Here is a 22,722-nt window from a genome sequence, read left to right as displayed (position 1 = left end):
TGCTTAGCTAGGATTCGGTAACAATATAAATTATGTAGATAAATGATTTTCTACTAAATTTATTCACTACATTATAGTTGGTTTCGAGTTTCTCTTGAATTGCTTTTGCCATCTTCACAGCATATTCTTCAAGTACATTCTTATCATAAGCATATGAAGATGACGCACAAGCTCATAGTGCTGTTCCTGTCCTGTTCTTCTTCACTAAATCCAAAGCTCTTCCCGAATGGAAGTGAACTGTTACCATCAACAGAATCTATTTCCCTAATTTCACCAAACTGTAATTTTTTTTACCTTTACGAATAATGATAAACCTTCCATCGAATGAGTTTCCAACTGTAACATCTGTATTTACATCCGTTACCTTTTCACCATTCATAGAAATAGCTCCATTATTAATGTCTTCCCTTGCTTGACGTCTAGAAGGCTCAATCCCTAGGTCAACTAACCACTCAACAATATTTTTTGTTTCGTTTGAAGCATGGAAAGTTGGCATATCTTTAAATCCTTGTTCAATTTCATCTGCAGTTAATGATTGAATATCCCCACTAAATAACGCTTCTGTAATTTTTAATGCTTGCGAAAGCGCATGCTCACTATGAACAAATTTCGTCATTTCTTCTGCTAATACTTTTTGTGCTTCACGTTTATGAGGTTCTGTTTGAACCTTAACCGCTAATTCATCAATTCTATCTTTCGTTAAGAAAGTGAAGAATTTTAAGTATTTAATTACATCGCGATCATCTGTATTCACCCAGAACTGATAGAATTCAAATGGTGTTGTTTTTTCTGAATCTAACCAAATCGCCCCACCTGCTGTTTTACCAAACTTTGTGCCATCTGCTTTTAGCATTAAGGGTATTGTTAATCCAAATGCTTTTACCTCTGCCCCTTCTAATTTACGTATTAAATCTAACCCACTTGTTATATTGCCCCATTGGTCACTACCACCAATTTGTAGTTGTACTCCTTCGTATTTGTATAAATGATGGAAGTCCATAGCTTGTAGTATTTGATATGAAAATTCTGTAAAAGAAATCCCGCTCCCTAATCGACTTGCTACAATGTCCTTTGCTAACATCGTATTCACACTAAAATTCTTACCGTAATCACGTAAAAATTCAATAATATTTACCTGATGTGTCCAGTCATAGTTATTTACCATCTTCACTTTACTATTACCACCAAAATCAAATAACTTTTTCATTTGTGTCGTCAATGCCTCAACATTATGCTGTACTTGTTCTAACGTCTGTAATTGACGTTCTGTTTGACGTCCACTTGGATCACCGATTGTCCCAGTAGCTCCTCCAATTAAAATTACTGGATGATGCCCTTCTAATTGGAAACGTTTCATCATCATAAATGGGATTAAATGTCCAATATGCATACTATCACCCGTTGGATCTACCCCACAGTATAGGGAAATTTTTTTCTCTTCTACTAACTCATGTAACCCTTCTGCATCTGTTTGTTGATTGATAGCATTACGCCATTCTAATTCGTCAATGATGTTCATGCTTTTCTAACCCCTTTCATTTTTAAGAATTCGCTTTTTAGTGTGTGTGAAAACAAAGGTCCCTATGTCTAAAAAATACATAAGGACCATTCTTAATCGTATTGCCGCCCAGATTGTACCATTAATATTACTCTCAGCAATTGTATCTATAACTACTGCGCTGCACTTCTTCAACGTTTATCGTATACTACACCTTAAACAGATTCATCATTACTTTTATTTTTCACATTGTAAATTATTTCAAGCTTTTCTTGAATTGCGCTTTCAATCTTATTAGCGTATTCATCGAATACATCTTTATCATGAGCGTACGGAGATAATGCACAAGCTCGTAGTACTGTTACTTTTCTTTCCTTATCCCATTCTTCTTCACTAAATCCAAGACTTTTCACAAATGGAAGTGGGCTATTTCCATAATCAGGGATAGCAAAGTCTGTATGAGAAGTAAGAAATTCATTATAGTATATATTTCCTTTTACATAAGAAGATTGACCAAAAAAATCATGATTTAATTTGTTCATTTTTGCTAAACTTGTGTTTCCTTCTTCATTAAATACATAGTCAACCATATTAAAATCAGGCTTTGTTAATGGATAAACATGAATAGTTTTATCTCCAACTTTAAATTGTTTATCCTGTAAAAAATGATAAAAATGGTAAGCTCCTTCAATACTTGCACCTAGTAATTTACCATAACCAGTCACGTTTAATGGTAATACTTTATGGGCTGTCCAAACTGAGGCTGCAGTTGCCCCCGCTTTAGAACCTTCAAGCATATATGCACCAAGTAATGCAGGAATATCAGCTCCCTTTTCAAACACATATGTTGCGAAGTAAGAAATTACATCACGCATTCTAATATCTTTTACAACAATCCCACCCGCTGAGTATGGTATATACCCCATTTTATGTGGATCGATTGTAACGGTTTCAGCCTGGTCTATTGCCTTGAAAGAATTGTAAATATCTTCTGTTAACCATTCATTTTCTGAATTGAAAATACCATATTTTACATATGTTTCATCGATTTTGTTATAGTCAATAAATTCATTGTTTTCATCTAAGAAAATCGCTCGAGCATACCCGCCATAAGCAGCATCTATATGAATGTAAAAATAAATACCCTCTTGCGCTAATTTTTCACGCAACGCAACAATCTTATCAATACGATCTACTTGTCCTTCTTCTGTTGTACCAATAACAGCTACCACACCAAGAATAGGTATTTTTTCTGCAGCTAATTCTCGGATTTTTTCTTCAAGTTTATCAATGTCCATGCGATAGTTATGATCAACATCAATTGTTTCCACATTATCAAGGCCTATACCAATAATATCCGCTGATTTTAGCCAAGAATAGTGTTTAGTTTGTGGAATCAACCATTTTCCCAGCTCTTGTAGATGTTGACCATTACGCGCAGAATGTGCTTTAATTTCATCAATTTTTCCAGGTATTCTTTCTAAAATATCTAAAATTTCCTCTGTAGACATATTTAATAATTCCCATTCTGATTTACCTTCTACAAATTCAGGAGCTACTTCTTTAATCGCTAAAGGAAGGGATTTCATGTTTCTTGCATACCAAAGGCCTTCTAGATTAGCGATAGAACCATCTGCACAAATATGCCCCCAACTCTCACCTTTTTTATAACTCATAAGAGCAGCAAATTCATGCCCTACTTCTTCTTCCATTTGAGAAGTGCCTGGAGAAGATTCATATGCCACGTTATTCCCATTCCATAACATTGCAGCTGTATATGCAATAATAGCCGGCATTAATGTTTCTGAATTCATATGTCCCCAAAACCGCCCTGCCGAATGCCATGGTAATGAATTGGTACGAAGTTTTGAAGATAACACATCCATTACACTGCGGATATGGTCAGCAGTTTCTACGAAATTTTTCGAGCTTTTATCTTGCGGGGTAATAACTGGTAGGTCTTGTGGTTGGTAATTTTGACGCCAACCTACATGTTCATCTACCATTTTAATTAACAACTCTTTAAATAAATCGGCATTTTCACCTTTATCACCTAAGAATAATGCTTTTAAATTAATATCCGGTATTTTATAGTTCATTTTTCATTTCCTCCAAATTATCACAAATATTCCCTAAGTAACCTCGATACAAAATACATTATTATTTTTTAGTTTTTTCTGCACAAAAAATTCACACATAAATTAATATCTGCCATCAAAAACGGGATATAAAACACTGTTAATCAAATAAACCAGCTCATTTGATAACAAAACTTAAGGAATATGTACCAAATATTTATTTGTTCTTTAGCTTGATTTCCTTATATCCTCTGGTGAGCTATTATCTTTCTTCCACTCTGGTTTTTTAAATTTGTTGATGATAAGTGCTATACCAATCATTACTAATGTAACGACCACTTGATAAATAATATATCCAGTATATTGACTTGGCTTTAAAATAGATGGCGGAATAATACTTACAATAATCGTAAAAACAATACTTATCATTGAAAGAATAGAGACCGTCCATATTAATGCATTCCCTTTACTCCCTAATCTGAATGGTCTATTAACATCTGGCATCTTATAACGCAAACGAACAGCTGAAATAGCAATTAAAGAGTACACAACACAATACAAAATTGTTGTTGTAATTGTTATTATTAAGAATGCACTGTTTACATCTGGAACTACTATATATAAGATAGATACTAATGAAATTACAATTGCTTGAATCATCACAAAAGTGATTGGAATATCTTTCTCTGTTCTCTTTTGAAAAAACTTCGGCAAATTCCCTTCATCTGCCACTTTAATCATAGATTTACTCGGTCCAAGTACCCATGCACTTAGCTGAACTAAAACCCCAATTAAAATCATTAAAGAAATAATATTAACAAAGATAGATGGAATCCCGAGATTTTTAGTGAAAATCATATATGGCTGTGTTATATTCGCAAGCTCCAATTTACCTTTTGGTACCGCATTTGAAACAGTCAACCCAGCAATGATATTAAAAATTGCTAATAAAATTACTGAAGTGATAACAGCAATTGGATAGTTACGTTTTGGATTATCAATATTATTTGCATGTACAGACGAAATTTCTACTCCTGCAAAAATAAAGATAATTCCTGATAAATAAGTTAGACTTCCTAAGTCCTTAAAATTAGGAATAAGATCCCTTGGCTTAAAGCCGCCTAAATAACTATTCGATTGAATCCCGTTTTTCACCATATAAATGACACCTAGAACAACAAGAATGACAAACGGAATGTACACACCAATAACAGCGCCCCAGTTACCCGCAACTTTTACCATATCAAACTTAAGGTTTAATAAAGTCACACTCCAGTATGAAATTAAGATTATGGCAAAAATAAAGTAGTTGTTTGAAGATAGTTCTGGCTTATTAATAACGTAACCCGATAGAACACCAACAGTTGACGCAACCATTACCATCCCAAAAAACATTTGAACCCATAATAACCATGAGGTGACAAATCCCCATTTCTCACCTAATGCATTTTTCACCCAAACTTGAGGTCCACCTTCTTCAGGGAAAGCCGTAGAAAGCTCAGCTGACATCAACGCAATAGGTAGAGCGAATGCAAACGCAGCTATCAGCATATAGAAGATTTGGGTCCAACCAGTAATTGAAAGAGTCGGCACACTTCGTACCGTTCCGAAAAAGGCCATTGTAATACCAATTAACCCAAAGAGTGTCAATTTTTTTATATTAGACATAAAAATCCCTTTCTTTTCCATATTTGAACTAATTCATAAAAAATATTAGATGTACCTTTTTAAAATAGGCATATCAATTGATACTTATGTAAGAAAAGGATTTGGCAAATTTTAATAACTAGGTAAATTTCTTTAATGAGTGTCTTTTCATAAAGGCATATACGGCCTGATGATCTCGTTTTTTACGAAGGTGAATATCCAATGTGTACCCTTCTTTGTTCCTCCACCATATTTCAAATGCGCCAATTACTCCTCATCAAGAAAAAACGAGGAGTAAGCGAATAGAAATAACTTAACAACCCACATTAGCAACAAAACATCACGAAAAGGCATTCCAAATATGGAACGCCTTCTTTTATTTTATAAAATTATCAACTTAAACCTATTTTTCAAATGTACTCTTTAACAATCTGAAATATTCTAATTAACATAACCCATCATTATCAGTAGTCAATAATGAATAGAAATTTAGTTATGGAGGGATTTTGATTCTTTAGGTTCATGGGTATGGGGAAACTTCCCTAACACTATTTTTCATCATAATTCGGAATACGCACAATAAATCCTGTACCATTCCCTTCTTCACTCTCGACTTTTATTTCCCCTTGATGAAGATCCACTACTTTTTTTACAATCGCCAATCCCAATCCGCTACCTCCATGAGCGCGATTCCGTGAAGAATCTGCTTTGTAAAAACGTTCAAAAACATGCTGCTTCTGTTCCTCTGATATACCAATTCCATTATCATGAATACGTACTTCCACTAATTCCTCATGTTCTTTTAACTGAATTGTAATCGTACCACCACTTGGAGTAAATTTAATACTATTATGAATTAAATTAATCCACACTTGACTCATACTTTCTTGGTCGGCAGTAATTTGCACTTTTTCTAAATCAAGTTCTAACTCAATTTCTTTTTCAGCCCAGAGTGGTTCACTATTTAACACAATTTGCTTTAACTGTTGATCTAATCGATAAGTCACTCTTTCTGGTATATACTCTTCTGATTCTAAGAGAGTTAGCTTCAGTAAATTTTGACTCAGTTTAGATAATCTCGTTGTTTCCGTTTCAATAATAGTAAGATAATGCTTTCTTTTTTCTTCAGAAAGATTATTATCTTGTAGCGCTCTAGCAAATCCTTTTATAGATGTTAATGGCGACTGTATTTCATGAGAAACATTCGATACAAATTCTTGCCTCATTTTCTCCATTGCATTCAGTTCATCTGTCATATCATTTATACTTTTTACGAGTACACCAATTTCTCCATCATACTTTTCTTCATTTCGTATTTTTACGGAGAAATCTCCTTTTGCAATTTTTTGTATCGGTTCAATAATAGTCCAAATCATCGCCTCTCGTTTTGGTCTCATTAATATTCCAATCAATGTCCAAATAAGAACAATAAATACAAATCCGGCCATATTACTAATTAAAAAAGTAACAAAAGGCGATACGTTTATCTCAAGAGCTTTCAATACACTAGATGATACAAAAAATGCGATAGACCAGATTATAGTAAGAAAAGAAAAGAGTGCTATTACTGCTCCAATTACTTTCAGCATCTTCAACTTACTCATTCGTTCTATTCTTCTCATTTACTTACCTCTAATCGATACCCTAATCCTCTTATCGTCTTAATACTAAACTTCGAACTCTCTTCTTGAAACTTCTCACGTAACCGATTAATATGAACGTCTAGTGTACGTTCATTCCCTTCAAAATCATATCCCCAGATACCTTCAATTAATTGCTCTCTTGAACAAGTCCTTCCAGCTTTAGATCCTAATGTAAAGAGTAACTCAAATTCTTTTAGCGGCAACATAATGGTCTGTTCTCCAAGTGTAACTTCAAATGTTTTACGATTTAATAATACGTCTCCAACTTGAATCGATTGCGATACTGCAATTTGGTAACGTTTCAATAATGCCTTTACTCTCACAACTAATTCTAAAGGGTCAAATGGTTTTACAAGATAATCATCAGTTCCGAGGTGAAACCCTTTTACTTTTTGCGACGTTTCACCTTTAGCAGTTAGCATCAAAATCGGAATATCATAGTATTTTCTTAATTCAAAACATACATCAAATCCATCCATATTCGGCATCATAATATCAAGAATAACCATATCAACTTTCACTTCGTCTATTTTTCGAAGTGCATCTAGTCCATCAATCGCCTCAAATGTTTGATAACCTTCTCGCTCTAAAAATACAGAAACGAGTTCCCTAATGTGCGGATCATCGTCTACTATTAAAATTTTAGGTATCAAAGGAACCATTCCCTTTCTATTTAACGTCCTTTATATAGCTCTTTAAAACGGAATAATCAGTGAAGTACAATCCCCACTGATTATTCACTTTATAATGCGCCCTCTTTAATTTTCAATTGCTGTGTTGCAAATTCACGATACATGTCATGTGTACGTAATAATTCATCATGCGATCCACTACCTGTAAGATTCCCTTTTTCAATAAAGATAATTTTATCTGCATCTACAACAGTAGAAAGTCTATGTGCAATAACTAAAGTTGTTCTGCCTTTCATTAAGTTATTCAATGCCTTTTGAACGACAGACTCTGATTTACTATCCAAACTTGAAGTCGCTTCGTCTAACATAAGAATTTGTGGATTTCGAAGTAATGCCCGGGCAATCGCGATTCTTTGTCTTTGTCCTCCTGAAAGTTTTATACCACGTTCTCCAACTTCTGTTGCATATCCGTTTGGCAAATCATGAATAAATGCATCAACATATGCCATTGCTGCTACTTTTTCAATTTCTTCATCAGTCACTTCGCCTTCAACTCCGTAACAAATATTATCACGAATCGTTCCATCGATTAACGGACTATCTTGTGAAACGTAACCGATTTGACGTCGCCATGACTGTAAGGAATAGCTCGTAATTGATTCTTTTCCTAATTTAATGGCACCACTAGTTGGCTCATAAAAACGTTCTAATAATGAGAATAACGTTGTTTTCCCGCTACCACTTGGCCCTACAATCGCTGTTACTTTTCCTGATTCAATTGTGAAATCGATATTTTTTAAGACTTGTTCTTCTTCGTTATACTCGAAATGTACATTTTCAAGAACTATCGGTTGCTTAGCATTTACAACCTGCACACCATTTACATGGTCTTCTACTTCATATTCTAAAATCGTATTAATTCTTTCCGTTGCACCAATTGCCTTTTGGAATTGTGTAAAGAACATAGATAACTGACTCATTGGCATTATAATTTGAACTAAATACAAAATAAACGCTACTAGTTCCCCTGTTGTTAAAGCACCGCTAGAAACGCGCATTCCACCATATCCTACAATAATAACAAGTAGTGCCATTAATACAAACGACATAACTGGCGAAATTAAAGCTTGCACTTTTCCTTCTTTCAAACCAAATTGTAATAATTTTTGAATACCTGTATTACCATTTTCATATTCTTTTGCTTCGGTATTTGAAGATTTCACTAGACGAATTTCTGATAACACTTGTGTTAATACACTTGTGAAAGAAGCTGTTTCATCTTGAAGTGTTTTAGAAATCTTATACATTTTACGGCCAAGTGGAACTAAGATTAGTACGGATAATGGAATAACCGTTAACAGTAATGCTGTCATTTTCCAATCTAAAACAAATAATACAATTAATGATCCAACAATGGAGATACCGCCTGTTAACAAGTTTGACAAGTGTTCAGAAATTAATGTTTTCACAACACCTGTATCATTTGTCATTCGGCTTATTGTATCGCCTGTTCTATTTTGATCGTAATAAGATACCGGTAGAATGAGTACTTTTTTCCATAATCGTTCTCTAAGTCCAGCTACAATTTTCTGCCCAATATAATTCAGCAAATAAATAGACAATCCCGCAGCGATAGTTTGCATTATAAAGAAGGCAACTAGCCCAACAATTTGTCCTGTACTAATTGAAGAAAGCGAAAAATTATCTACTAACCCCTTTGTTAACATCGGTATAAATAAACTCGCTCCTGTAGAAAGCAAACTCATTAATAACGCAAAAACAAGAATTCCTTTCGGAGGGTTTGTATCTCGAATAAGGTGTAAAAACTGCCTCCCACTCCCTTTTTTCTTCACTTCATTTCTAACTTCCATTCATGTTCATCTCCTCATGTTAAACCAAACTGTTCTTTCTAAAACTAGAATACGATATAAATGTAAACTGAATGTAAACACCATTCCTCTATTTTTACAAAATATACATTTAAACTCATCTTTACAACAACTATAAATATCTGATATTATTACCTGGTACTTATTATTATTCTATGTGAATGATAGACTACGCATAGAATATATATAACGGATTTTAGCCAATTTAAACTACTAAATAAACCTCCAGTTATTGAAAGGGGTATCATTGTTGCAAACACATAAACATCCTGAAAAGGAAACAATCATTTTTATTCATGGATTAGTTGGAAATCGCCGCGCCTTCAAAAAAGAGCATAAACGATTTTCCACATCCTACAACATTATAACTTATGACTTATTAGGTCACGGCGACGATAAGGGAGCAGCTATCGAATTTTCATTGCAGCGCCTCGTAGATCAATTATTGAACTTGTATGAACAAGAGGGAATTAAAGAGGCTCATATTTGTGCTCTAAGCTATGGCTGTTATATCTCTACGACATTTGCACAAATGCATCCAGAAAAAGTATTAAGTATTTGTCATATTGGTGGACATTATAATAACCCTTCCCGTTTATATAGCGTATTTAAAAATTTTTGGGAAAAGCGTGGAGATGAATATTCAACTTGGCTTTCTCAGTATGCCAATACTATTTTTCCAAGTGGGATATTAAAGGCAAATCCGTTCGCGATTATTTCACGAAATATTTATTACCGTTTCGGATTACAATTACACTCATCGATTATTGCTGAGTCATTACGGCATCGCTTAGAATTCGACTTGAAGTCTAAATTAAAAGCACTTCCTCATCCTATATTATGGGTAATGGGCGAACATGACCATCTTTATAAATCTTGTCTCTTTGATTTAAAGTCCATTCTCCCAAACGTTTTATATAAAGAAATCCCATTAGCAGGACATGCAGCAAACTTATTTCGACCAAACTATTTTCATGATTTATATGCTAAGTTTTTGCATGGGAAATTGAAATAAATACTACTATACTGTCAGGTTATCAAAATATGAAAAAGGCTTCCCAAGTTTCCCTGGAAAGCCTTTTCTCTATACGAAAAGTATAAAATACTTTTTCTTAGTATGCTTTTGTGTAACCTAATAGGTGCTTGCTCCAGTAAGAGTTGTTTACTGAACTAATACGTACACCAGTTTCATCAGTTTCTGCACTAATGAACTGACCGTTTCCTAAGTAAACACCCATGTGAGAAGGACCTGATTTATAAGTATTTTGGAAGTATACTAAATCACCTGGTTGTGGATTGCTAGTTTTTGTTTTAGAGCTCCAGTATCCAGCAACTGTTTGACGAGCGCCTGTATGACCAGTTTGATTTAATACGTAGTGAATGAATCCACTGCAGTCAAAACCAGCAGGTGTTGTACCAGCAGTTCTGTATGGTGAACCATTTAATGATCTAGCGAATCCAGCGATTGAAGATGTATCTCCACCAGTTGTTGGTTGTTGAACTTCTTTAACTGGTTTTTGAACGTTATTGTTATTAGTAACGTTGTTTACTCCGCCTTTTACAAACTTAACAAAGTCTGCACTTACGTAACCTGTGCGGCCGTTATGGTTAATTTTGTACCAACCGTTTTCAGCGCCAGTAACGTTTAATACTGTACCGTTCGTTACTCCACCAATTACAGCGTTATATGTAGCTGGGCCTGTACGTACTTTTAAAGCACCCGTGTTAACAACATAAGAACCACCAGTTTGAACTGTAGTAGTATTGTTGTTGTTTGTAGTTGGTTGTTGTGTTTCGTTAGAAACAGCAGAACCACCTTTTGTTACGAAGTCTTTGCTTACGTATCCAGTTCCACCATTGAAGTTGATTTTAAACCAATCTTGCACTTCACCAACAACTTGTACTGTTTTACCTTTATTTACAGAACCTAATACTGTATGAGAAGTACTTGGGCCTGTACGTACATTAAGTGAAGAAACGTTTACTGTGTAAGTACCTGTTCCTTGTTGAACAGTTGTTCCTTTATTACCACCTTTTGTTACGAAGTCCCCACTTACATAACCTGTTTGGCCATTTACATTAACTTTTAACCAACCATTTTCTTGTCCAATTACTTGTAGTACTTGACCTTCTTTTACTTTAGAAATAACGTCATGTCCTGTACCAGCACCTGAACGAACATTTAATACATCAGCTGTTACTGTGTATTTTAATTCAGAAGTTGTTTCTACGGTTTTTGTTTCAGTACCAGTCGTTTCAGTTACAGTCGTTTGATTTTGTCCATTAATTTCTTTTAGCGCTTCGTTTGAAACTTGTGCATGAGCAGAATCCATACCTGGAACTGCAACACCTGCTACTGAAGCTGCTGCTAAACCTGCAATTATTTTTTTCATAAGTTGTCTTTACTTCCTTTCCCTACTATCCTCTTAAAAAAAACTTATAAACTTAATACTTTACAATATTATCAAAGTAAAATATTCATCAAGTTCCATTTTTTAGCAAGAGTTTTATTTTTCACACGTAGTCATTTTAAACGAAAGAAGTGAACTCCGTGTGAACTTCATGTGAACTTTACCATTAAACACGGTGTTTTTGCAACGATTTTTTCAAATTTCTTATGTATCAAATTAAAATTCGACATTTTATTCATTATTTCAATATAAAATCTACATATTCTATTTACTATAAAAAATTCTATTAACCTAATGCAAAACAAAGTGTGTGTTTCCTTATAAAGTTACTTACATGCAGTGTACCCTTATCATGTCAAAAAACACTTTGTTTATCAATAGTATAATATTTTTAGAAAACTAATTTTCTATACTATATAAGATTTTGAAATAATTTGACGAATTGTAAGATTTAGTTCACAAAACTTCATTCTATTTTAAAGAAAAGACACACTCTATTGACTATTTATTTTTACTACCATGGAATTATTAGGATATTCCTATTATTATATGTATATAAAACAAAACTTTAACAAATAAATGTTTTGTTCATCCCCTCATTAATTATTAGCCCACACGGATTAGGTCGAATAGTGAGGTGAGAATCTTATTAGAATAAACAGAGGAGGCACATTTGTGAAAAACATAATAGACGATCACGTAAATAAAAATATAGAGCTTTACTATGCTTTTATTCAATTCGTTTCATTTATCACATTACAAAAAGTATTTGTTATTGAGGCACGTAAAAACGAATTAAAAAAGCTGATGAAAAATGTCCAACAAAAAAATCCTTATTACTTATAAAAAGGCGAACAGGTCATATTCCTGTTCACCTTTCATGGTGTATACTTTATTTATAAATTTTCACATGAGTTTCTAATGATTGAAATTCTTTTTCACCAGCAAGTACTACCAGTTTATCAAAATAGCATTTGCGCAATAAGTTTCCAGCTTTATGGAACATCCCTGATGATTGCTGAGAACAAGTCTGGAAATTCTCTTTATATAATGCAAATTTTTCTTGAAGTTCTCCCACTGTTTCACATAAAAAAGTAGTTTATCATTACCAAAAATAAGTAACAATAAACTGCCTTTCTTATGTAATGTTCTTACTTAGCATTTTACTTAATTAACTAATCCAAATGCATAAGACATTAACTTATTCGTCTCTGTAAAACGTTTTGTTTTGTCTGATGTTCCCATGACAACTGTAATAATTCGAGTATCACCTTGTTTTGCAGTACCTGTAAAACAATACCCTGCACTATCTGTAAATCCTGTTTTTAGCCCGTCTATTCCTTCTATGTATAAAGCTTTATTATTTTTATTTAACATATCATTTGTACTTATAACATTAATATTATTAAATGCTAGTTGACTTTGACTTAAATGTGTCACTTCTAATATTTCTGGATAATCTTTTATAAGATGATACGCTAATTTTGCTACGTCAGCCGCCGTCATCTTCGTTTCACTTCCGTCAGGCTCTTGTAGCCCTGAAGCATTTGCAAATTTAGCATATTCCGACATTTCCAACTGTTGCGCTTTCGCGTTCATAAGCTGAACAAAATCTTGCTCCGTCTTTGCCATATGCTCTGCTAAAGCCACAGCCGAATTATTAGCCGACTCAATCATTAACGCATGGTATAAGTCTTTAACAGTTAATGTGTCATTAGCTTGTACCGGAATTCTCGCACCCTCTGTTTGTGCCGCTTTCGCACTCATTTTCACTGAATCTTCCCAGTGAACTTTCCCATTATGTACACTCTCTAATAAAAGATAAGCTGTCATCATTTTAGACATACTTGCTGGCGCAAAAGCTTCATTTTCATTATATTGATAAATGATATCTCCATCACTCGCATCGATAACCATAGCCGCTTTTGCATCAATTTTTGGTGGTATGTACTTTTGTGGGACTACTTTTTCAGTTAAGCCTGTTTTAGGTAGCTCTGCCACTTGTAAAGGTGGTCCTTCTACATGTATTGCACTCTTTTGAGTTCCTTGGAATAAGAACCAACATATCCCTAAAATAATGATGAATAGGATTGTTACTCTTCCCCACTTTAACTGCTTCATTTCAAAACTCCTTTAGCAAACCTTTTATACAATCACAGTTAACCATAACAACAACTCCTGCATATCGTCAAGGCAAAAAGCATACTTATTCATCTATAACAATTATTATTTCCAGACCATTCTTTTTACATATATGCTACACTTGGAAATAACAAAAAAGTAAGAATATTCAATGGTAACTACAGACAATAATGCTATTTAGAAAGGATCCATTCAAATGATACTCCCAAAAAAATTAAAACATGGCGATACAATTGGAATATACTCACCCTCTTCACCAGTAACCTATACTTCCCAAAATAGATTTAATCGTGCAAAATCATACTTACAAAAGAAAGGATTTCATATATTAGAAGGTTCACTTACAGGTCAATATGATTATTATCGTTCTGGCAGTATTCAAGAGCGCGCTGAGGAACTAAATAACTTAATAAGGAACCCTAATATTTCTTGCATTATGTCCACAATTGGTGGTATGAATTCAAATTCGTTATTACCTTATATTGATTATGATGCTTTTAAAAATAACCCTAAAATAATGATTGGCTATTCAGACGCAACAGCGCTATTACTAGGAATTTATGCAAAAACAGGAATCCCTACATTTTACGGCCCAGCGCTCGTTCCTTCCTTTGGGGAGTTTGAGCCTTTTGTAGATTACACATACAAATATTTTGCAGAAGCATTACTGACCGATCCACCTCTTCCTTATCACATAAAACAACCGTTATTTTGGTCAGATGAATTTATTAATTGGGAAGAGAAGACGAAAGAAAAAGAACTTAGGCCGAATAATTGGATTTCCGTAACAAATGGACAAGCGACTGGACGTATTATTGGCGGAAACTTACATACAATACAAGGAATTTGGGGTAGCCCCTATATGCCACATATTCAAGAAGGAGATATTCTATTTATTGAAGATAGTTCAAAAGATGCTGCTACTATTGAAAGGAGCTTCTCATTACTTAAGATTAACGGCGTATTTGATAAAGTTTCAGGTATCATCCTAGGAAAACATGAGCAATTTGATGATTGTGATACAAATCGAAAACCTTACGAAATACTATTAGAAGTGCTACAAAATCAAAGAATTCCTTTACTAGCTGAGTTTGATTGTTGTCATACTCATCCAATGATTACTATGCCTATAGGTATTCAAGTGCAGATGGATGCAACCAATAAAACAATACATATTTTAGAAAAATGGAAGGTCTAAATACACTTATATTATAGGAAGGAAATATAATAAACTTTCTCCTTAGAAAACATTAAAAAGCTCCGTTTATCAAAAACGGAGCTTTTTATTATTGCCCTAAATTTTGTATCTTATCTTTCAAATCTTGCACTTGATCTAGCGTCTGCATAAGCTCAGAGTTTTTAAATTGCTCTACATCAATTTTCCCTTCTTCTATCTTCTTCATAGATGTATCAATTAATGCGTTTAACTTTTCATTATATCCGACAATTTGTTGGTGAAGATCCTTCGCAACATCTGGCGGCGTTAATTTATTGAAAGCTGGTATATCTTGTTTAATTTCATTTAGCTTCGTTTCCAATTCTTTACGAGCTTCTTTATCATTAACAGCTTGTTCTGCTAACGCTGGAGCTTCATTTGCAAATGCACTTATTTCATTCACATAGTCTGTTGCTTTTTGAGCGTAATTTAAAGAATTCTTTCCTTCCTCTACTACCGAACACCCCATTAAGCCAATAGAAACTATAAATACTAATAAAATGAATTTTATTTTCATTTTAGACCCCCTTTGTCTTTATAATTGTCTGTAAGCTTCCCTTCACAACTTCTAGCTAAATGGCTTATAACCTTTTTTAAATCACTATTTACACTCTTACATGTCCTATTATCGTTACAACGTCTATTTCTATATGTACGCTAATAATATCTTCAATAATATCCATATATCCTTGTCCTATAGCTGTTCCGTAGTGTAATGAAAGCCCCTTCTTTTCATAAACTGACTTTGGCACTGTGAAAATAAATCTCCTCAGGTTCCTTTCATCAGCAGGTTCCATAATTAAAACAATCCCATCCTCATCAAACATATACACTCGCCCTCCAACTTTACATTCACTATGGCTCAGTATTGCCTTTGTCAACAAAATTTAAAACCTAAAAATAAGTTACATGCTGCTATATAATTAAATAAAGTAAAACTTTAATCAGAGGGGGGCTTGTCCATCCCCTCTGATTATCAGTCCTCACCAAGCGGGCTTTCTCTCTCACCCAGCTACCTTGCATCTGCCGAATCTTGAGGCGGGAGTCTTACTGCCCGGCAAATAGTCGGATAAATCTATACCTTGAAAAGAATATATATTTCTTAATAAAAAAACAGCTACACCATAAGGTGCAGCTATTTTAACAATAAATACATAATCAAATTATATTCCTTTATCTAGCTCATAAAGCATACGATATCTCTCATTTTCTTTAAGCAATTGATCATGACTTCCCTGCATTACAATTTGACCACGATCAAGAAATATAACTTCATCTACATGTTCTATTCCTACAAGATGGTGTGTTATCCAAATTACTGTCTTTTCTTCAGTTGCAGAAAACATTGTTTCGATTAAGGACAATTCCGTCTTTGGATCTAAACCGATAGTTGGTTCATCAAGTACAATAATTGGTGCTTCTTGCATAAGCGTTCTAGCAAAAGCAACCCTTTGTCTTTCCCCACCAGAAAACCTCATTCCCATTTCATGCATTTTTGTTTGCAATCCACCTGGAAGAGAAGCGATATGCGGAGCTAATTGTGCTTTCTCTAAAGCTTTCCATATCTCTTCATCATTCGCCTCCGGTTTACCAATTCGCACATTATTTCCAATTGTCGTATCGAACAAATGCGGCTTTTGATTTAACACAGAAATATATTTGGATAAAAGATTCGTATGAGCTTGTTCACCATTCAATAAAACTTGGCCATTTACCGGACTTAACGCCCCTGTTAACAATTTTAGTAAAGTAGATTTCCCTGTCCCACTTCTACCTAAAATAGCAATTTTCTTTCCTGCTTTTATTTGTAGTGATACGTCTTTTAATACAGACTCATTACTATTCGGATAATTATACGATACATTATTCAGCTCAATGTCTACATGTTTTGGTATAACGTAACCTTGATCTATCAACTCATTACCATCATGCAAAACGTTGTCACTTTCTACACTATATAGTCGCTGAACGGATTCCACGTAAGATGGAATTTTATCGATAGCATCTGAAATAGGAATAAGCGCGTTTGTTACAGATAAAGTCATTAATACGAAAGCAGCGATAACTGTAGGTGCAATCTGTCCACTTGCAGCTTCATTCCCAGTCCATATAATCATTGAAATAACTACAATACCCACTACTAACTGAATGATACTGTCTCTAATATGATACCAGCTTTTCACTCTCTGTTCGGTTTTTAATAACTGAGCATTCTGTTCTACATACGCATCAATAAATTCAGTTTTTCTACCACTTGCCTGCCAATCAGACAATCCAAAAACAGCATCCGTTAGTTGTTGATACAAACGGTTTCTTCCTTGCTTCAAAGTAACGTGATGTTGTTTCATTAAAAGTAATGATACAAACGGAATCAGAAAAACAATGATAGCCAACATACACCCTGCAATAAGTGCAAATACTACGTCAAAAGCACCGATAACAAGTACAAAGATACTATAAACAACTAATGCTAATATACTAGGAAATATTGTACGTAAATATAGGTTTTGCAAATGCTCTATATCCTCGGATAATACGCCTAACATATCACCTGTTTGAAATCGCGAGCGGAAAAATAACGCCTGTGGTTCTACTATTCTATATAGTTTCGTTCTCATTTTTTCTAATATGCGCAGTACGACATCATGTCCCACTAAACGCTCTATATAATGAAAGACCGCTTGTCCTATACTAAACGCACGTGTTGCAACAATAGGAACATACACAACCATTACATTTTCAGGTCTGAGAGCAGATTTAGAAATTAAATACCCTGAAATGAAAAGTAACATCGCACCTGAACTAACTCCAAGAAGTCCAAGAAAAATAGTCAAAGTCATTCTACCTTTATTTCGCTTTATATAAGGTTTAACCCAGCTACTCATCCCTATCCCCTCTCTTTCCTATGAAAATGTAATGTCTCATTCTCTAACAGTTCTTCATATGTTCCACTTTCTTCAATTTTCCCTTTATTTAAAATTAGAATATGATCCATCTGTTTCATCCAATGCAGACGATGCGTTGCGAGAAATACTAATTTCCCTTTAAACAGATGTAACATCGATTGCTTTATTTCAAATTCAGTTTCAATATCAAGGTGTGCCGTAGGCTCGTCTAATAAAATAATTGGCTTTTTACTTAAAAGTGCACGCGCCATAGCGACACGTTGTTCTTGTCCGCCACTAAGCATACGTCCACCTTCTCCAATTCTTTCGTGCATCCCATTTGGAAGTGATGCAACGAGTGAACGAAGACCTACGTCATTAATAACTTTCTCAAATTCTTCATCCGTTGTATTTGTTTCGTAAAAACAAATATTTTCTTTTAATGAAAGCGGAAAAATATACGGTTGCTGCGGAATATAGGCAATATTTTTTTGCCAATCTTCTCGAGTGGATTCACCAATTTCCAAACCATTTACTATCATCTTTCCATTAGATGACGTTAAAAATCCTGCTAGCACATCGATTAACGTTGATTTTCCAGCTCCACTTTCACCAATGATTCCAATAGCACCGTTACCTTCCCAAGTAAAGTCAATTCCTTCTAATATAGCCTTTTCAGATTCATCGTTATTTACTTTTATATCTTGTAACTTTATGCTGCTAGAAGAATCCCATGTAATTTCTACATTTGATTCTTTTATTTCCATTGCCTTTTGTTGCTGTAAAATCCCTTCAATTTGCTCCATCGCAAGTTGTCCATCTAATGTAGCATGATAATTCGCTCCAACTTGCTTAATTGGAAGAAAATATTCCGGTGCTAAAATTAAAATCGTAAGGGCTGGTAACAGTATAATTGTCCCATCTATTAAACGTATCCCCAACCCAACTGCTACAAATGCGATTGATAAACTCGTAAAGAAATCTAATGCAAAAGAAGAAAGAAAAGCAATTCGCAAGGTTCGCATCGTTGCTTTTCTATATCTTTTACTTACTTTTTCAATCTTTCCTTCGTGCTGTTTACTTTTCCCTAAATACTTTAATGTTTCTAATCCTTTTAACGTATCTACAAAATGATTAGAAAGTACACGATATGTCTCATATTGACTATCTGCCATTTTTTGCGCTGCTAATCCTAGAAGAATCATAAATATGATCACGATAGGAATCGTTACAACTAAAATGATTCCAGACTCAATATCTAACGTAAAAACATATAGAGCAATTAGACACGGAACGATACTACTTCTAATCATTTTAGGGATTGTCAATTCAATATATGTTTTAAATTTCTCAATCCCTTCAATCGATAAGGTAACCAGATGACCCGTTCCAACAGTTTGGACATATCTTGGACCTAATGTGAAATATGCCGCTATTAATTGTTTTCTTAGTAACGACCCTGTTTTTTCAGCGAAACGTTCCACTAATATTTGTGATGTTCGAACTAATATTTGACGCGCTACAAATGAGATACCAAAATAAACAATTTCACTTAACACTGTTTGTACTGTCTCTCCATGAAATAAAAATGTAATAGCGCGTGCTAAAAAGATTGTTTGTACAATAATACTTAAAGCTTCTAAAATACTAATCATCGTTAACGCTACATATAAAATACGGCTACCAGGATAAGACGGAAGTCCTCTTTTTCTTTTCATTAGTACTCCAAATCATTGTCTGACTTAACAGGTTGTCTAAATACATAATAACTCCATATTTGACTTCCGATAACGAAAGGTAAAATAGCAATCGCAAAGTAAGTCATAAGTTTTAATGCATAGGCTCCTGATGCTGCATTGTAAATTGTCAAATCATTCATTGCTCCTAAAGAGCTAATCATAACACGTGGGAACATACCGATAAATACACTCGCACTTAGTAAAATGATTGTTAAACTCGTCATAAAGAAAGCCCAACCATCTCTTCTTCTTTTATTTAATAAAGTAGACATTAATAATGCTACAAAAGCTCCAATTGGTACCATAATCCATTCTGTGCCATGGGCAGTGAAAATATCGGTTTTCCATAACCCAATACCAGCAAAAATAAGAAGCGTAATTAATGAAAATGGCGCAATTTTTATTGCAGCAATTCGTGCACGTTCTCTCAATTTACCCGTTGTACGTATTGTAAGGAATTGTAATCCGTGAACAATACATAGTAGAAGGAACATTACTCCTCCAAGTAACGCAAATGGATGAAGTAATTGCAGGAATCCACCTACAACATTTTTACTCTCATCAATAGGTACACCTACCATAAAGTTTGCGATCGCTACTCCCCAAAGGATAGGAGGTAGCATACTTCCAATAAACATACCCCAATCCCATGCACTTTTCCATTTATGATTATCTATTTTCGCACGGAACTTAAAGGAAACACCTCTTAATATTAAGGCAAGCAGCATAAATACAAACGGAATATAAAAACCACTAAATAAAGTTGCATACCAGTGTGGAAATGCTGCAAACATAGCGCCACCAGCACAAACTAACCATACTTCATTCGCATGCCAAAACGGTCCTATTGTATTTAAGTAAACTCGTTTTTCAAAATCATTCTTTCCTAAAAACCTTGAAACCATTCCTACACCAAAATCGAAGCCTTCCAGTACGAAGAATCCAACAAATAAGATTGCAATAACTACAAACCATAACTCATTAAGAGATAACATACTCTTCCTCCTTATCAAATGGATCATGGCTTTGATTATCCTTTTTCGTTTTCTTATTCGTATGTCCCTTAATGATACGAACGAATAAGTAAACACAAATTCCACCCATAATTAAATACATTGATGTGAATGAAATAAGTGAGAATAACACTTCACCGAATGTTACATTTGGTGATACAGCATCTTCTGTTTTCATGACACCAAATACTACCCATGGCTGACGACCCATTTCAGTCATAACCCATCCAACAGTATTACCGATAAACGGTAGTGAAATTGCATACACCATTAATTTTAAATACCACGTTTTTTCAGCTAAACGATCTTTTCTTGATAAGAACCATCCGTAAGCTCCTAAAAGTAGCATGAACGTTCCGCTCATTACCATCGCTCTAAAGCTCCAAAACATTGTATGTACTGGCGGAATATAATCCCCAGGTCCATACTTTTCTTCATATTGCTTTTGAATTTGATTCATACCTTCTACTTGACCGCTAAATTTATCGTACGACAATAGACTTAGCATATAAGGAATTTGAATTTCAAACGAATTTTCTTTCTTCTCTGTATCAATTTTCGCAAATACTGTAAATGGCGCTGGATCCTCACTCGTATTCCATAATGCTTCAGCTGCCGCCATTTTCATCGGATGCGTCTTAATTAAATTTTGTGCTTGTGCATGACCGAAAAATAATACCAATGCTGTTGAAATTGTTCCAACAACGATAGAAACTCGGAAAGACTTCTTAAACACCTCAGTCTCTTGTTGTTTTGTAATTTTCCATGCACTTACACCCGCAATAAAGAATGCACCTGTTGCAAGTGCCGCTGTAATGGTATGCGGGAATTGCACCCATAGTTGTGGATTTTGAATAATTGCAAAGAAATCATTCATCTGCGCACGTCCATCTGCAGCCATTTCATATCCTACAGGTGACTGCATAAATGCATTTGCAGTTAAAATCCAAAACGCTGATAGCATCGTTCCAATTGAAAGAAGCCAAATACATAAAAGGTGGACTTTCTTTGGTAGTTTATCCTCACCGAATACCCATAAACCTAGGAATGTAGACTCGATGAAAAATGCTAATAATCCTTCAATTGCAAGTGATGGACCAAATACATCACCTACGAAACGTGAATATGTTGACCAGTTCATTCCAAACTGAAATTCTTGTAATATACCTGTTACTACACCTACCGCAAAGTTTACTAGGAATATTTGTGTCCAAAACTTCGCCATCTTCTTATATACTTCTTGTCCTTTTACCACATACATCGTTTGCATTAACGCAATAATAAAAGCTAAGCCAATGGATAGCGGAACAAAAAGGTAATGAAATATCGTTGTTGATGCGAATTGTATTCGTGCCAATTCGAGCGTTTCCATGCTAAACTCACTTCCTTCATAGTTTTTATAATAAAAATTAATTGAGCAATCTTAATGAACTCGACTATTAAGAAATACGAAAAGATAAAATTATCCTGTATGTATTTTCATAAAATATGAAATTTCAGTTTTTCAAACTATTACACTTCTATTATTTACCTTTCCACTATTTCTGTAGTGTTTTGATTCGTTAATCGAATTGTATAATATACTTACATAATAAATTCAGATGATTTTTGACGTATTATTGACATCATTTTGTCTGAAATATGTCTTTTGTCATTTTTTTGAATTAGATTTTTTATATTATTAAAATGTATTTTTCGAATGTGAAACTTGCTTTCATTTCAATAAAAGTACTATTTTTCTCTTTATACACTTGACTTCCCTTTTAAAAAATGTCCTTGTAAACGACTAGGAAAAACGCTTGGATTTTGTCAAGAGAAAAATGTATTTTAAAAATTCAATCCTATCATTTTGTTATTCAAAAATAGAAAATAACTCCCTTCTCTCCAAACTAAAAATTCATTTTTTTGTCATTTTTTCAAACTAAATAA

17 protein-coding genes and 2 pseudogenes are annotated in these 22,722 nt (G+C 34.2%); 3 read left to right on the top strand and 16 right to left on the bottom strand.

The features are described 5' to 3' along the window. Positions 1 to 256 precede the first annotated feature (256 nt). The 7 genes and pseudogenes from tyrS to COI75_RS02300 all read right to left on the bottom strand — a co-directional run bounded on the left by tyrS (position 257) and on the right by COI75_RS02300 (position 9,369). Positions 257 to 1,519, bottom strand: a complete 1,263-nt coding sequence (gene tyrS, locus COI75_RS02330) for a tyrosine--tRNA ligase (protein WP_001021125.1) — start codon at positions 1,517 to 1,519, stop codon at positions 257 to 259. Between the two features lie 194 nt (positions 1,520 to 1,713). Continuing rightward, positions 1,714 to 3,597 carry a tyrosine decarboxylase gene (tdc, locus tag COI75_RS02325; protein WP_001106953.1) on the bottom strand — a complete coding sequence of 628 codons (1,884 nt, stop codon included), beginning with the start codon at positions 3,595 to 3,597 and terminating at the stop codon, positions 1,714 to 1,716. A 207-nt stretch (positions 3,598 to 3,804) separates the two neighbouring features. Further along, positions 3,805 to 5,244: a tyrosine-tyramine antiporter gene (gene tyrP / locus COI75_RS02320; protein WP_000065349.1), complete on the bottom strand. Its 1,440-nt coding sequence runs from the start codon at positions 5,242 to 5,244 to the stop codon at positions 3,805 to 3,807. 142 nt (positions 5,245 to 5,386) lie between these two features. Continuing rightward, a pseudogene (locus COI75_RS27175) lies at positions 5,387 to 5,464 on the bottom strand (IS6 family transposase); the annotation flags it as partial. 307 nt (positions 5,465 to 5,771) lie between these two features. Then, complete coding sequence (gene hitS / locus COI75_RS02310) at positions 5,772 to 6,845, bottom strand: envelope stress sensor histidine kinase HitS (protein WP_001252683.1); 1,074 nt, start codon at positions 6,843 to 6,845, stop codon at positions 5,772 to 5,774. Continuing rightward, complete coding sequence (gene hitR, locus COI75_RS02305) at positions 6,842 to 7,519, bottom strand: envelope stress response regulator transcription factor HitR (RefSeq protein ID WP_000612417.1); 678 nt, start codon at positions 7,517 to 7,519, stop codon at positions 6,842 to 6,844. Before hitR ends, hitS begins: the two co-directional genes overlap by 4 nt. 89 nt (positions 7,520 to 7,608) lie before the next feature. Then, positions 7,609 to 9,369, bottom strand: coding sequence for an ABC transporter ATP-binding protein (locus COI75_RS02300; protein WP_000453901.1), 1,761 nt, complete (start codon positions 9,367 to 9,369; stop codon positions 7,609 to 7,611). Between the two features lie 268 nt (positions 9,370 to 9,637). On the opposite strand from COI75_RS02300, the gene COI75_RS02295 reads away from it, so the two are divergent. After that, positions 9,638 to 10,402 (top strand): alpha/beta fold hydrolase, encoded by a 765-nt coding sequence (locus tag COI75_RS02295; protein ID WP_001193080.1) that lies wholly within the window; start codon positions 9,638 to 9,640, stop codon positions 10,400 to 10,402. 97 nt (positions 10,403 to 10,499) lie between these two features. On the opposite strand, the gene entFM is transcribed toward COI75_RS02295, so the two are convergent. Further along, complete coding sequence (gene entFM, locus COI75_RS02290; protein WP_098448214.1) at positions 10,500 to 11,780, bottom strand: enterotoxin EntFM; 1,281 nt, start codon at positions 11,778 to 11,780, stop codon at positions 10,500 to 10,502. Positions 11,781 to 12,446: 666 nt separating this feature from the next. On the opposite strand from entFM, the gene COI75_RS02285 reads away from it, so the two are divergent. Then, complete coding sequence (locus COI75_RS02285) at positions 12,447 to 12,644, top strand: DNA mismatch repair protein MutT (protein WP_232288634.1); 198 nt, start codon at positions 12,447 to 12,449, stop codon at positions 12,642 to 12,644. Between the two features lie 157 nt (positions 12,645 to 12,801). Here COI75_RS02285 and COI75_RS27745 read toward each other — a convergent pair. Further along, positions 12,802 to 12,882, bottom strand: a pseudogene (locus COI75_RS27745) (nitroreductase family protein); the annotation flags it as partial. Between the two features lie 83 nt (positions 12,883 to 12,965). Continuing rightward, complete coding sequence (locus COI75_RS02275; protein WP_000811561.1) at positions 12,966 to 13,919, bottom strand: D-alanyl-D-alanine carboxypeptidase family protein; 954 nt, start codon at positions 13,917 to 13,919, stop codon at positions 12,966 to 12,968. A 217-nt stretch (positions 13,920 to 14,136) separates the two neighbouring features. Here COI75_RS02275 and COI75_RS02270 point away from each other — a divergent pair, with 217 nt between their 5' ends. Further along, positions 14,137 to 15,138: a S66 family peptidase gene (locus tag COI75_RS02270; protein ID WP_098448213.1), complete on the top strand. Its 1,002-nt coding sequence runs from the start codon at positions 14,137 to 14,139 to the stop codon at positions 15,136 to 15,138. 88 nt (positions 15,139 to 15,226) lie between these two features. Here COI75_RS02270 and COI75_RS02265 read toward each other — a convergent pair whose 3' ends face one another. The 6 genes from COI75_RS02265 to cydA form a co-directional block, all read right to left on the bottom strand. After that, positions 15,227 to 15,673, bottom strand: a complete 447-nt coding sequence (locus tag COI75_RS02265; protein ID WP_000693613.1) for a DUF6376 family protein — start codon at positions 15,671 to 15,673, stop codon at positions 15,227 to 15,229. 88 nt (positions 15,674 to 15,761) lie between these two features. Next, positions 15,762 to 15,983 carry a hypothetical protein gene (locus COI75_RS02260; protein ID WP_000459108.1) on the bottom strand — a complete coding sequence of 74 codons (222 nt, stop codon included), beginning with the start codon at positions 15,981 to 15,983 and terminating at the stop codon, positions 15,762 to 15,764. A 336-nt stretch (positions 15,984 to 16,319) separates the two neighbouring features. Next, complete coding sequence (cydC, locus tag COI75_RS02255; RefSeq protein ID WP_098448212.1) at positions 16,320 to 18,041, bottom strand: thiol reductant ABC exporter subunit CydC; 1,722 nt, start codon at positions 18,039 to 18,041, stop codon at positions 16,320 to 16,322. Positions 18,042 to 18,043: 2 nt separating this feature from the next. Continuing rightward, a complete protein-coding gene (cydD, locus tag COI75_RS02250; protein WP_098448211.1) occupies positions 18,044 to 19,759 on the bottom strand; it encodes a thiol reductant ABC exporter subunit CydD in 1,716 nt (571 codons plus the stop codon). Continuing rightward, a complete protein-coding gene (cydB, locus tag COI75_RS02245; protein WP_000950093.1) occupies positions 19,759 to 20,775 on the bottom strand; it encodes a cytochrome d ubiquinol oxidase subunit II in 1,017 nt (338 codons plus the stop codon). The genes cydD and cydB overlap by 1 nt, the downstream gene beginning before the upstream one ends. Further along, the gene (cydA, locus tag COI75_RS02240) at positions 20,762 to 22,165 is read right to left on the bottom strand and encodes a cytochrome ubiquinol oxidase subunit I (RefSeq protein WP_000448896.1); all 1,404 of its coding nucleotides are present in this window, start codon (positions 22,163 to 22,165) and stop codon (positions 20,762 to 20,764) included. The genes cydB and cydA overlap by 14 nt, the downstream gene beginning before the upstream one ends. Positions 22,166 to 22,722 lie beyond the last annotated feature (557 nt).

The sequence above is a fragment of the Bacillus cereus genome, assembly GCF_002564555.1.
Lineage (GTDB): Bacteria > Bacillota > Bacilli > Bacillales > Bacillaceae_G > Bacillus_A > Bacillus_A cereus_K.
The sequence above is the reverse complement of the archived record's forward strand: the minus strand, read 5'-3'. Positions and strand labels throughout refer to the sequence as shown.